The sequence below is a fragment of the Aeromonas sp. SER genome (genome assembly GCF_038739615.1).
GTDB lineage: Bacteria > Pseudomonadota > Gammaproteobacteria > Enterobacterales > Aeromonadaceae > Aeromonas > Aeromonas jandaei.
Genome location: NZ_JBCGFC010000002.1, coordinates 83,377 through 96,099 on the forward strand (window position 1 = coordinate 83,377; position 12,723 = coordinate 96,099).

The 12,723-nt window shown below is 59.4% G+C and carries 9 protein-coding genes; 5 read left to right on the forward strand and 4 right to left on the reverse strand.

Annotated elements, in window-relative coordinates; genetic code table 11:
* Positions 1–23 precede the first annotated feature (23 nt).
* From carB to dapB, 3 genes are all read right to left on the reverse strand, one after another.
* Positions 24–3,248, reverse strand: a complete 3,225-nt coding sequence (gene carB, locus AAHA41_RS03255; protein ID WP_033113583.1) for a carbamoyl-phosphate synthase large subunit — start codon at positions 3,246–3,248, stop codon at positions 24–26.
* 20 nt (positions 3,249–3,268) lie between these two features.
* Positions 3,269–4,405 (reverse strand): glutamine-hydrolyzing carbamoyl-phosphate synthase small subunit, encoded by a 1,137-nt coding sequence (carA, locus tag AAHA41_RS03260; protein WP_323062800.1) that lies wholly within the window; start codon positions 4,403–4,405, stop codon positions 3,269–3,271.
* A 668-nt stretch (positions 4,406–5,073) separates the two neighbouring features.
* Positions 5,074–5,886 (reverse strand): 4-hydroxy-tetrahydrodipicolinate reductase, encoded by an 813-nt coding sequence (gene dapB / locus AAHA41_RS03265; RefSeq protein WP_320656181.1) that lies wholly within the window; start codon positions 5,884–5,886, stop codon positions 5,074–5,076.
* Between the two features lie 333 nt (positions 5,887–6,219).
* Here dapB and AAHA41_RS03270 point away from each other — a divergent pair, with 333 nt between their 5' ends.
* The 4 genes from AAHA41_RS03270 to serA all read left to right on the forward strand — a co-directional run bounded on the left by AAHA41_RS03270 (position 6,220) and on the right by serA (position 10,516).
* Positions 6,220–7,545, forward strand: coding sequence for a Na+/H+ antiporter NhaC family protein (locus tag AAHA41_RS03270; protein ID WP_041208560.1), 1,326 nt, complete (start codon positions 6,220–6,222; stop codon positions 7,543–7,545).
* Between the two features lie 118 nt (positions 7,546–7,663).
* Positions 7,664–8,260, forward strand: coding sequence for a 5-formyltetrahydrofolate cyclo-ligase (locus AAHA41_RS03275; protein ID WP_323070423.1), 597 nt, complete (start codon positions 7,664–7,666; stop codon positions 8,258–8,260).
* Between the two features lie 161 nt (positions 8,261–8,421).
* On the forward strand, positions 8,422–9,075 hold the full coding sequence (gene rpiA, locus AAHA41_RS03280) for a ribose-5-phosphate isomerase RpiA (protein WP_043849490.1): 654 nt from the start codon (positions 8,422–8,424) through the stop codon (positions 9,073–9,075).
* Between the two features lie 208 nt (positions 9,076–9,283).
* Complete coding sequence (gene serA, locus AAHA41_RS03285; protein ID WP_323070422.1) at positions 9,284–10,516, forward strand: phosphoglycerate dehydrogenase; 1,233 nt, start codon at positions 9,284–9,286, stop codon at positions 10,514–10,516.
* 119 nt (positions 10,517–10,635) lie between these two features.
* Here the strand turns inward: serA and AAHA41_RS03290 are convergent, their stop codons facing one another.
* Positions 10,636–11,016 (reverse strand): diacylglycerol kinase, encoded by a 381-nt coding sequence (locus AAHA41_RS03290; RefSeq protein WP_033114340.1) that lies wholly within the window; start codon positions 11,014–11,016, stop codon positions 10,636–10,638.
* Positions 11,017–11,160: 144 nt separating this feature from the next.
* Here AAHA41_RS03290 and AAHA41_RS03295 point away from each other — a divergent pair, with 144 nt between their 5' ends.
* A complete protein-coding gene (locus AAHA41_RS03295; RefSeq protein WP_201908035.1) occupies positions 11,161–12,228 on the forward strand; it encodes a 3-deoxy-7-phosphoheptulonate synthase in 1,068 nt (355 codons plus the stop codon).
* The last annotated feature ends 495 nt before the right edge of the window (positions 12,229–12,723 follow it).

The window sequence follows — 12,723 nt, forward strand, 5'->3', positions numbered from 1 at the left end:
GAGCATGGCTCGCTTGCAGAGCGTTAGCGATTGTTCACCCGCTCGTGCAGCTCCTGCACCGAGTTGACGCTGGCTGTGGCATCAACGCTGATGGCCATGCAGGTCGCGAATGCCTCGTTCATGGTGGTGGTATACGCCACCTTGTTCTGCAGGGCGGCGCGGCGCAGCTGCTTGGAGTCCTCAATAGCCACCCGCCCTTCGGCGGTGTTGACGATGTAGGTGTACTCGCCATTCTTGATGCGGTCGAGAATGTGCGGGCGACCTTCGTGCACCTTGTTGACCAGACGCGGGTTGATGCTCGCTTCGCCCAGCGCGACAGCAGTGCCGTGGGTGGCATCCAGCTCGTAACCCAGCTCCAGCAGCTTGGCGGCCAAATCGACCACCTGCGCCTTGTCACTGTGACGCACAGACAAGAGGGCACGACCCTCTTTCGGTACGGCGTGGTTGGCACCCAGCTGCGCCTTGGCATAGGCCTCGGCAAAGCTGCTGCCCACACCCATTACCTCACCGGTGGAGCGCATCTCCGGCCCCAGCAGCGGGTCAACCCCCGGGAACTTGGCGAACGGCAGTACCACCTCTTTCACCGAGTAGTAGGGCGGGATGATCTCTTTGGTAAAGCCCTGCTCTTTCAGGCTCTGACCGGCCATCACGCGGGCGGCAATCTTGGCCAGCGGCGCACCGGTCGCCTTGGAGACGAACGGCACGGTACGGGCGGCACGCGGGTTCACCTCGATGAGGTAGATGTCATTGCCCTTGACCGCGAACTGCACGTTCATCAGGCCGATAACGCCGAGCTCCAGCGCCAGCTTGCGCACCTGCTCGCGGATCTCGTCTTGAATCTTTTTGGACAAGGTGTAGGGCGGCAGGGAGCAACCGGAGTCACCGGAGTGGATACCGGCCTGCTCGATGTGCTCCATGATGCCGCCGATGACCACATCGGTGCCGTCGCAGATGGCATCCACGTCCAGCTCGGTCGCATCGTCCAGGAAGCGATCCAGCAGTACCGGCGATTCGTTGGAGACGCTCACCGCCTCGGCGAAGTAGCGACGCAGGTCGGTCTCGTCGTAGACGATCTCCATGGCGCGGCCACCCAGCACGTAGGAGGGGCGAACCACCAGCGGGTAGGTGATGCGCTCGGCCACCACGACCGCCTGCTCCAGCGCGGTGACAGTACCGTTTTCCGGCTGCTTGAGACCGAGGCGCTCGACGGCAGACTGGAAGCGCTCGCGGTCTTCGGCGCGGTCGATGGCATCCGGGCTGGTACCGATAATCGGCACGCCGTTGGCTTCCAGTGCGCGGGCCAGTTTCAGCGGGGTCTGGCCACCGTACTGGACAATCACGCCCTTGGGTTTCTCGATGCGCACGATTTCCAGCACATCTTCCAGGGTCACCGGCTCGAAGTAGAGGCGATCCGAGGTATCGTAATCGGTGGAGACGGTCTCCGGGTTGCAGTTGACCATGATGGTCTCGTAACCGTCTTCGCGCAGGGCCAGCGCCGCGTGTACGCAGCAGTAGTCAAACTCGATGCCCTGACCGATACGGTTCGGGCCGCCACCGATGACCATGATCTTGTCGCGGTCGGTGGGGTTGGCCTCGCACTCTTCGTCATAGCTGGAGTACATGTAGGCGGTGTTGGTGGCGAACTCGGCGGCGCAGGTATCGACCCGCTTGTAGACCGGGAAGATGTTGTGGCGGGCACGCAGCTTGCGCACTTCCCCTTCGGCCACACCGAGGATCTTGGCCAGACGGGCATCGGCAAAGCCCTTGCGCTTGAGGGCGCGCAGGAAGTCGGCATCGAGACCGGCCATGCCGCGCTCTTTTACCTCTTCTTCCAGCTTCACCAACTCTTCAATCTGCACCAGGAACCAGGGGTCAATCTTGGTCAGCTTGAAGATGCCGTCCATGGAGAGGCCGGCGCGGAAGGCGTCGGCGATATAGAAGATACGCTCAGCACCGGCATCCTGCAGCTCGTGACGGATGCGGGTCAGGGAGTCCGGGGCGTTCAGATCCACCATGGGGTCGAAGCCCGCCTTGCCAGTCTCGAGACCGCGCAGCGCCTTGTGCAGGGACTCCTGGAAGTTGCGGCCGATGGCCATCACTTCGCCGACCGACTTCATCTGGGTGGTCAGACGGTCGTTGGCACCGGCGAACTTCTCGAAGTTGAAGCGCGGCACCTTGGTCACCACGTAGTCGATGGCCGGCTCGAAGGAGGCCGGAGTACGACCGCCGGTGATGTCGTTCATCAGCTCGTCCAGGGTGTAACCGATGGCGAGCTTGGCGGCAATCTTGGCGATGGGGAAACCGGTCGCCTTGGAGGCCAGCGCGGAGGAGCGCGACACCCGCGGGTTCATCTCGATGATGACCATGCGGCCATCTTTCGGGTTGATACCGAACTGGACGTTGGAGCCGCCGGTCTCGACGCCGATTTCGCGCAGCACCGCCATGGAGGCGTTGCGCATCAGCTGGTACTCCTTGTCGGTCAGCGTCTGGGCTGGTGCGACCGTGATGGAGTCACCGGTGTGAATACCCATGGGGTCGAAGTTTTCGATGGCGCAGACGATGATGCAGTTGTCGTTGCGATCCCGCACCACCTCCATCTCGTACTCTTTCCAGCCAATCAGCGACTCGTCGATGAGCAGCTCTTTGGTCGGTGAGAGATCCAGACCGCGCTCGCAGATCTCGACGAACTCTTCGGTGTTGTAGGCGATGCCGCCACCTGAACCACCCATAGTGAAGGAGGGACGGATGATGCAGGGGAAGCCCACCATCTGCTGCACGCCCCACGCCTCTTCCATGTTGTGGGCGATGCCGGCACGCGGGCACTCGAGGCCAATGCTGCGCATCGCCTTGTCAAAGCGGGAGCGGTCTTCGGCCTTGTCGATGGCATCGGCAGTGGCACCGATCATCTCGACACCGAACTCGGCCAGCACGCCGTGTTTTTCCAGCGCCAGTGCGCAGTTGAGCGCAGTCTGGCCGCCCATGGTGGGCAGGATGGCGTCCGGGCGCTCTTTCTTGATGATTTCGCGCACCACTTCCCAAGTGATGGGCTCGATGTAGGTGGCGTCCGCCATCTCCGGGTCGGTCATGATGGTGGCCGGGTTGGAGTTGACCAGAATGACGCGGTAGCCCTCCTCGCGCAGGGCTTTGCACGCCTGGGCACCGGAGTAGTCAAATTCGCAGGCCTGGCCGATGACGATGGGGCCGGCGCCGAGGATCAGGATGCTCTGAAGGTCGTTACGTTTTGGCATGAAACTCTTTCCTCTTTTCCTTAGGCGCGATACTGCTTAATCAATTCAATAAAGTGGTCAAAGAGACCGGCACAATCGTGCGGGCCCGGGCTCGCCTCGGGGTGACCCTGGAAGCTGAAGGCCGGACGGTCGGTGCGATGGATGCCTTGCAGCGACCCGTCGAACAGGGAGACGTGGGTGGCGCGCAGGCAATCCGGCAGGCTGTTCTCATCTACCGCAAAACCGTGGTTCTGGGCGGTGATCATCACAGTGTTGTCGTCCAGACTCTTGACCGGGTGGTTGGCGCCGTGGTGGCCAAACTTCATCTTGACGGTCTTGGCGCCGGAGGCCAGACCCAGCAGCTGGTGACCCAGACAGATGCCGAACACCGGCGTGTTGGTATTAAGGAAAGTCTTGATGGCGTCGATGGCGTAGTCGCACGGCTCGGGGTCGCCGGGGCCGTTGGAGAGGAAGATGCCATCCGGGTTCAGCGCCAGTACCTCGGCAGCCGGAGTCTTGGCCGGCACTACGGTCAGGCGGCAGCCACGGTCCACCAGCATCCGCAGAATGTTGCGCTTGACGCCGAAGTCGTAGGCCACCACGTGGTATTTCAGCTGGTCAGCAGCCGGGGTGACGTGCCCCTTGCCAAGCTGCCAGCTGCCTTCGGTCCAGTTGTACGCCTCACCAACCGTCACCTCTTTGGCCAGATCCATCCCCTTCAGACCGGGGAAGGCGCGGGCCTGTTCGAGAGCATAGGCTTCATCGACCTGTTTCCCGGCCAGAATGCAGCCAGCCTGAGCGCCTTTCTCGCGCAGGATGCGGGTCAGTTTGCGGGTGTCGATGTCGGCGATGCCAACGATATTGTGAGACTTGAGGTATTCGGAGAGGGATTGCTGATTGCGGAAATTGGAGGCAAGTATCGGAAGGTCCCGGATGATCAATCCCTGAGCATGGATTTGACTGGACTCTTCATCTTCGCTGTTGGTGCCGGTGTTGCCTATATGGGGGTAAGTGAGGGTGACTATCTGACGGGAATAAGAGGGATCGGTGAGGATTTCCTGATAGCCCGTCATCGACGTATTGAAAACCACTTCACCAACGGAACATCCCTCGGCGCCTATCGACACGCCTTTGAATACAGTTCCATCTTCCAGCACTAGCAATGCAGTGTGATTCAAGACAACCTCCAGTTATTTAGCTTTAAATTCAGCAATTTACCTGGGTGTTGCGGGCTCGGTTCCGGCCTTGGACAGGACTCGAACCCGGCAGATTTCTGGCAAATTGGGCGCATTCTACTTAAAAAAAGTGGCATTTCAACGTCTTTTCTCAGACAGAATGCATCTAAATTCAATAAAAAAGCAACATTACCCATTATCTATGCACTCAATTGCTTTTCAAGCCCCTGCAGCAAAAGAAAATTTGAAACCAGACCAAAAAAACTTCGAAAACCACGACAAAATAGACGAGATACAATCTTAAACCCTTTAAAAACAACATATTAAAAAACACCATAAGAACAACCAAAGTGCGAATTCGTGCCTTCTGCGTGTAGTTTTGTTGACGCCAAAAACAGCAAACGTTTTTCTGTGTTTGAATTTTTAGTCCATTTGGAGTGATGTGAAAAAATGGCTGTGGACGCCGTAAACGCACCAAAGATTGTTACCTTGTGATGACATTTCAAGGCAACAAAAGGAGTGGGAAAAATGAAATGACTGTTTTTGCCTGACTGAATCAAAAAAAGCACACTAACCAGTGTTTGTGTAACTTTTTGCTCAGCAAACAGCAAAAACCCCGGCAAGCCGGGGTTTGGTCAGACAGGATAATCAGACAGAAGAAAGCGGAAGAATTACTTCAGATTGAGCACATCCTGCATGTCATAAAGACCGGCGCCCTGCTGACGCAGCCACTTGCCGGCGCGCACTGCACCATTGGCAAAGGTCAGGCGGCTGGAGGCCTTGTGGCTGATCTCCACCCGTTCGCCGATATCGGCAAACATGACGGTGTGCTCACCCACCAGATCGCCGGCGCGGATGGTGGCAAAGCCGATGGTGTTGCGATCCCGCTCGCCGGTGATCCCCTCGCGGCCATAGACGGCGCACTCTTTCAGATCCCGGCCCAGCGTCTTGGCAACCACCTCGCCCATGGAGAGGGCGGTACCGGACGGCGCATCCACCTTGTGGCGATGGTGGCCTTCGATGATCTCGATGTCGGTATAGTCGCCCATCACCTTGGCGGCCTGCTCCAGCAGTTTGAACACCAGATTGACCCCGACCGAATAGTTGGAGGCGAACACGATACCGATCTGCTTGCCTGCCTCTTTAAGGGCTGCCTTACCTGCCTCGTCAAAGCCGGTGGTGCCAATCACCATCTGCTTGTTGTGGGCCTGCGCAAAGGCCAGATTGGCCAGAGTCACCTCGGGACGGGTGAAGTCGATGATGAGGTCGAACTGGTCGCGCACCTTGTCGAGGCTGTCGCTAATCGCCACACCCAGATGACCCAGCCCGTTGAGATCGCCCGCATCCAGACCGATCACCGCCGACCCCGGCCGCTCCAGCGCAGCGCCAACCACCACCCCTTCGGTGTTGGTGACCGCCTCCAGCAGCACCTTGCCCATACGACCATTACAGCCCATCACGGCCACACGGATCGGATTGTCCATCTCCACCCTCTCATCTCTTTTAATTATGGAAAGAGACCGTTTTACCAGCCTGCGTCTGCTTTGAAAAGCCCGCCGTGCGCCAGCTGACCACGCCGACAAATAGACAGATTTTTCTTTTAAATCCGAATATTTAACGGATTTAATCATAACAGCCAAATCGACCGACAAAAAACCTTATCCATCTGGACGTCTATCTTGACCGGGCGGGGTTGACTCACTACTGTGGGCCCCCCGATGCGGCAGGATGCCCGCGCTGTTTTCCCCCTATCCCGATCCGATAAAGGCACAAAGCAGTTCACGACAGGAGGTCATTGTTCAATTTCAGAGGAACACATGATCCAGACCCAACCCAGTGCCAGGGCCTTGCTGCCGCTACTGGTCTTTCTCGCACTCTTTATCGGTACCGGTACCTGGCTGACCCTGCAAGGGGTCGAGTTCGCCTTCTATCAACTGCCCGCCCCTGTTGCCGCCCTGCCAGCCGTGATGCTGGCGCTGCTGCTTGGCAAAGAGGGCTTCAACAGCAATCTGGAGACCTTCTTCAAAGGGGTCGGCCACAGCAACATCATGGCGATGTGCCTCATCTATCTGCTGGCGGGCGCCTTTGCCAGCGTGGCCAAGGCCACCGGCGGCGTTGACGCCACCGTGGCGCTCGGTCTGTCGCTTATCCCCGGCTGGGCCCTGCTGCCTGGGCTGTTCCTCATCTCCGCCTTTATCGCCACTGCCATGGGTACCTCCATGGGCACCATAGGTGCCGTGGCGCCGGTGGCCCTCGGTGTGGCGCAGGCTGCCGGTATCGATCCTGTGCTGATGGCAGGCACCATCCTCTCCGGCGCCATGTTTGGCGACAACCTCTCCATCATCTCCGACACCACCATAGCGGCCACCCGCAGTCAGGGGTGCGAGATGAAGGACAAGTTCCGCGAGAACTTCAAGATTGCCGCCCCTGCCGCCATTGCGGTGATCCTGCTCTATCTGGCGCTCGGCTCCGTCGGCGCGGCGCCCGCCAAGGCCGGTGCCGTTGACCTGCTCAAGGTGATGCCCTACCTGCTGATCCTCGGTCTGGCGCTCTCCGGCATGAACGTGTTCGTGGTGCTGGGGATCGGCATTGTCGCCGCAGGCGCCGTAGGCATGATTAATGGCTACGCCATCGGCCAGTTCAGCAAGGATATCTATCAGGGCTTTACCGGCATGCAGGAGATCTTCCTGCTCTCCATGCTCATCGGCGGCCTCGGCGCCCTGATGGAGCGTCAGGGTGGTCTGGCCTGGATCAGCGATCGCATCGGCGCCCTGATTGCCCGCTTTACCCGCAGCCACCATGGCGAGCAGAACGAGAAAGCGGCCGAACTCGGCATCGCCGGGGTGGTGAGCCTCACCAACCTCTGCACCGCCAACAATACCGTCGCCATTATCGTTGCGAGCAAGGTCGCCCGCGATCTGGCAGAGCATCACGGCGTCACCCCGCGCCGCGCCGCCTCCATGCTGGATATCTTCTCCTGCGTGATCCAGGGTCTCATCCCCTGGGGGGCACAGGCGCTGCTGCTGGGCTCCATCTTCGCCCTGTCACCGCTGGCGGTAGTGAGCATGAGCTTCTACCCGATGGCGCTGGCACTGGCCGCGCTGGTCGCCGTCTTTGTCAAACACCAGATGCGCCAGCGTTGATCCTGTGGGTACCGGCCCTCGTCGGTACCCGCTTTTCACCCCGTCCCCACGAGAGAATATGTTAAGGTAAGGGCCATGTACGCCCTGCCGTCCATTGCAGTCAGCCCGGAGGTTCCCCATGCAAGAGTCCCAGCCCGAACGTCAATCTCTTCGCCAACTGGTACGTCAACGCAGAAAGAGCCTTAGCCCGCTCGAACAGCAGCAGGCAGCCCAACAGCTGCTGGCCCAGTTCAAACAGCACCCCGAGATCCTCGCCGCCAAGCGCATTGCCCTCTATCTGGCCAATGACGGGGAGATCAATCCCCTGCCCGCCATCCACTGGCTGTGGGCCCAGCAGAAAGAGGTCTATCTGCCGGTGCTCCACCCCTTTACCCCCGGTCACCTGCTCTTCTTGCGCTACACCGCCACCAGTCCCATGGTGCGCAATCGCTACGGCATCGAAGAGCCCGAGCTGGATATGCAGCAGGTGGTGCCCCACAGCACCCTCGACCTCATTTGCACCCCGCTGGTCGCTTTCGATGGCGACGGCAATCGCCTCGGCATGGGGGGCGGCTACTACGATCGCACCCTCGCCATCTGGCATGAGCACAGAATGGGCCCCAAGCCGCTGGGGATTGCCCACGACTGTCAACAGGTGGAGGCGGTGCCGCAGGAGGTGTGGGATGTGCCGCTGCCGCAGATCATCACCCCGAGCCGCTGCTGGCGCTTTGAATAAGCTGTTTTTGGCCAGCAGCCTCGGCTTTGTGCGCGCAAACGCAGAATAAACAGGCAAACGATTTACTTTCTGCCCCTTTTTGCCCCGGAACGTGAGCAACATGGTCGCGACGGGCTACGGGGTTGGATATAATGCGCCCGCTTTTTTCTTAAGGAACGATCATGACTCAAGATGAAATGAAGAAGGCGGCCGGTTGGGCTGCGCTCAAGTATGTGGTTCCCGGCACCATCGTCGGGGTGGGCACCGGCTCTACCGTCAACCACTTTATCGACGCGCTGGCGACCATGAAGGACGAGATCAAGGGGGCAGTATCCAGCTCCGTGGCCTCTACCGAACGCCTCAAAGGCTTCGGCATCACCGTGTATGATCTCAACGAGATCGACGCCCTCTCCGTCTACGTGGATGGCGCTGACGAGATCAACGGCACCCGCGACATGATCAAGGGCGGCGGCGCAGCCCTGACCCGCGAGAAGATTGTCGCTGCCGTGGCCGACAAGTTCATCTGCATCATCGACAACACCAAAACCGTCGACGTGCTGGGCAAGTTCCCGCTGCCGGTCGAGGTGATCCCCATGGCCCGCGAATACGTGGCCCGCGAAATCCGCAAACTGGGCGGCAATCCGGTCTGGCGTGAAGGCGTGGTCACCGACAACGGCAACCACATCCTGGATGTGAAGGATATGGCCATTACCGATGCCAAAGGGCTGGAAGTACAGCTCAACGCCATCGTTGGCGTGGTCACCAACGGCCTGTTCGCCCACCGTGGCGCAGACGTGGTGGTGATCGGCACCCCGGAAGGCGTGGTTATCCAGTAATCCCCCTGTGGATGCAAGACGGCGCCTCATGGCGCCGTTTTTATTTATTCCTCAACAAGTTGCAAAGCTCCGTTTACAACAATCGTTGATAACTTCAAAGAATTTGACTTTCGTCACAAATATTCCCTCTCCCAAACGTTTTTGCTACTTTACGGTTTTCTTCGCACACCAAATCTGCACTTACGTTTGCACATACAGAGGGATCGTCATGACCGCCAAGTTTTCATTGGACAAGGATAAAATCAAGGTACTGCTGCTGGAGGGGGTTCACCCCAACACCGTAGAGACCTTTCGTGCCGCAGGTTACAACAGTGTGGAGTATCTCAAGACCTCTCTCTCCGAAGAGGAGCTGATTGAGCGGGTTCGCGACGTCCACTTTATCGGGCTGCGCTCGCGCACCCAGATCACCGAGAAGGTACTCGACGCCGCCAGCAAACTGGTCGCCATCGGCTGCTTCTGCATCGGTACCAACCAAGTCGAGCTGGAAGCTGCCCAGATCCGCGGCATTCCGGTTTTCAACGCCCCCTTCTCCAACACCCGCTCGGTGGCCGAGCTGGTACTGGGCGAGATCCTGCTGCTGCTGCGCGGCATCCCCGAGAAGAACGCCAAGTGCCATCGCGGCGTGTGGGAGAAGCTGGCCAACCGCTCGGTGGAGGCGCGCGGCAAGAAGCTCGGCATCATCGGTTACGGCCACATCGGCACCCAGCTTGGTATCATCGCCGAGAGCATCGGCATGAAGGTCTACTACTACGACATCGAGAACAAGCTCTCGCTGGGTAACGCCATTCAGGTGCCGAGCATGGTCGAGCTGCTCAATATGTCTGACGTCATCAGCCTGCACGTGCCGGAAACCGCCTCCACCAAGAACATGATCGGTGCCGAGCAGCTGCGGATGATGAAACCGGGCGCCATCTTTATCAACGCCGCCCGCGGTACCGTGGTGGATATCGATGCCCTGGCTGACGTCATCAAGAGTGGCCATATTGCCGGCGCCGCCATCGACGTCTTCCCGGTCGAGCCCAAGTCCAATGACGAGGAGTTCCAAAGCCCGCTGCGTGGGCTGGAGAACGTCATCCTGACCCCGCACATCGGTGGCACTACCCATGAAGCGCAGGAGAACATCGGGCTGGAGGTGGCCAACAAGCTGGTCAAATACTCCGACAACGGCTCCACCCTCTCTGCCGTCAACTTCCCGGAAGTGTCGCTGCCGGGCCACAAGGGCTCCAGCCGCCTGCTGCACATTCACCGCAACCAGCCGGGCGTGATGAACCAGATCAACCAGATCTTCGCCGAAGAGGGGATCAACATCGCCGGTCAATACCTGCAGACCAGCAGCCATATCGGTTACGTAGTGATCGACGTGGAGACCGAGCACAGCGAGAAGGCGCTCGCCAAGCTCAAGGAGATCAACGGCACTATCCGTGCCCGGATCCTCCACTGATAGACCCTGATCTGCGCAGCAAAAAGCCCGTCGTGATGACGGGCTTTTTTATGTTGCAGAGCCTAAATCGTGTTCGCTCCCTTCTCCCCTCACGGGAGAAGGGGGACAAGATATGTGCCCTACCACAATCCCAACAGATTGCGCCCCACCAGCGCCCCCCACACCAGCGCATTGAGAGCCAGCGCGATAAAGACGGCGGCAGAGCCCAAATCCTTGGCACGGCCGGAGAGCTCGTGATGCTCGGGGCCGATGCGATCGACCACCGCCTCGACGGCGGAGTTGAGCACCTCGACGATCACCACCAGCCAGCTGATGATGATAAGCAGCAGGATCTGGTTGAGGGAATCGCCAATCCAGAACGCCAGCGGCATCAACAGCAGGATCAGCATCAGCTCCTGCCGAAATGCTGCCTCGTTGATCCAGGCTGACCTGAGTCCTTTCATGCTGTAACCGGCTGCATTGATGATGCGGGTGACCCCGGTTGCCCCTGGCTTTGCCACGCTATCTACCTCATTTGGAATCGATTTTGGCTTCACATCCTATCAGAGCCCCCCAAGGTTTCAATCGGTGGACTTTTGCTTTATTTTATCCCTTTGCATTTTCGCCCCCTGCGGCTGACACCACCCACTCGAGACTTGAGTTGTATGTCCATTCACACAGATGAATTGCGCACCCGTCGCCTGGAGTCACTGATCACTCCGAGCGAGCTTGCCCACGCGTTTCCGATCACCGACACCGTTGCCCAGAATCTGCTGGATGCCCGTCGCGAAGTGGAGGCCATTCTGGCCGGAGAAGATCAGCGCCTGCTGGTCATTGTCGGCCCCTGCTCCATCCACGATCCTGCGGCCGCCCGCGAATACGCCCAGCGCCTCAACGCCCTGCGCGAGCAGTATAAAGAGAGCCTCTGCATCGTGATGCGCACCTATTTCGAGAAGCCGCGCACCATCGTCGGCTGGAAAGGGCTCATCAACGATCCGCGCCTCGATGGCAGCTTCGATGTCAACGAAGGGCTGAAACTGGCGCGCAAGCTGCTGGTCGATATCAATGAGCTCGGCATGCCCACCGCCACCGAATTCCTCGATATGGTGACCGGCCAGTACATTGCCGACCTCATCACCTGGGGCGCCATCGGCGCGCGTACCACCGAATCCCAGGTACACCGCGAGATGGCCTCCGCCCTCTCCTGCCCGGTTGGCTTCAAGAACGGCACCGACGGCAATACCCGCATCGCCATCGATGCGGTGCGCGCCGCCCGCCACAGCCACATCTTTTACTCCCCGGACAAGGACGGCAAGATGACCATCTACCGCACCGCCGGCAACCCCTTTGGTCATGTGATCCTGCGTGGCGGCCACCGCCCCAACTACGACACCGCCAGTATCGACGAAGCGTGCGAAGCGCTGGCCGATGTGGGCCTGCCGGAGCGACTGGTGGTCGATTTCAGCCACGGCAACAGCATGAAGGATCACCGTCGCCAGCTGCTGGTGGCGCAAGATATCTGCGATCAGCTGCGCCGCGGCCGCACCGGCATCGCCGGTATCATGGCCGAGAGCTTCCTGGTGGAAGGGCGGCAGGATGTGGAGAACGGCTGCGCGGCCACCTTCGGCCAAAGCATCACCGATGCCTGCCTGTCATGGAGCGACACCGAAACCTTGCTGACCATGCTGGCCGAGGCAGCGCAGGTTCGGTTGAACAAAGCAAAACTGCGGTAACAGCTGCGGTATCACGCTTTGGCCAGAGCATCACCGATGCCTGTCTATCTTGCATGGAACGACACCGAAACCCTGCTGACCATGCTGGCAGAAGCGGCGCAGGTACGCCTGAGCAAGCTAACTCGCTAACCCGCGTTACCCGAGATACACAAAGGGCCGGATATCCGTGATATCCGGCCCTTCTTTTTTGCCTTGCCAACCTTATCCGTTCGCACAATCCCTCTGGTCAGATCGGGCACCCCGCTCACAGGGCCCGCCACCGCCTGCAAACGGCCGACTCACTGCCAACACGATGGGCATAAATTTAATTTATTGATTTTCCCTACATGACCAAACTTTTGCTTATACCGAGCCATTGACCACTCAGACTGCTCCCGATTGGTCGCTGCGACCCGGCAGAGAGCAACTCCCGCTCAAGGGGATTAATTGGCAACCGGCACAAGGTGGGAAATCGTGAAGCTGGGAGCCCCGGCAACAGGGCAATACAGGCAAACA

Coding starts and splice junctions, on each gene's coding strand:
- serA (WP_323070422.1), top strand. CDS start 9,284: ATGACCGCCAAGTTTTCATTGGACAAGGATAAAATCAAGGTACTGCTG.
- rpiA (WP_043849490.1), top strand. CDS start 8,422: ATGACTCAAGATGAAATGAAGAAGGCGGCCGGTTGGGCTGCGCTCAAG.
- carB (WP_033113583.1), bottom strand. CDS start 3,248: ATGCCAAAACGTAACGACCTTCAGAGCATCCTGATCCTCGGCGCCGGC.
- AAHA41_RS03295 (WP_201908035.1), top strand. CDS start 11,161: ATGTCCATTCACACAGATGAATTGCGCACCCGTCGCCTGGAGTCACTG.
- AAHA41_RS03275 (WP_323070423.1), top strand. CDS start 7,664: ATGCAAGAGTCCCAGCCCGAACGTCAATCTCTTCGCCAACTGGTACGT.
- AAHA41_RS03270 (WP_041208560.1), top strand. CDS start 6,220: ATGATCCAGACCCAACCCAGTGCCAGGGCCTTGCTGCCGCTACTGGTC.
- dapB (WP_320656181.1), bottom strand. CDS start 5,886: ATGGACAATCCGATCCGTGTGGCCGTGATGGGCTGTAATGGTCGTATG.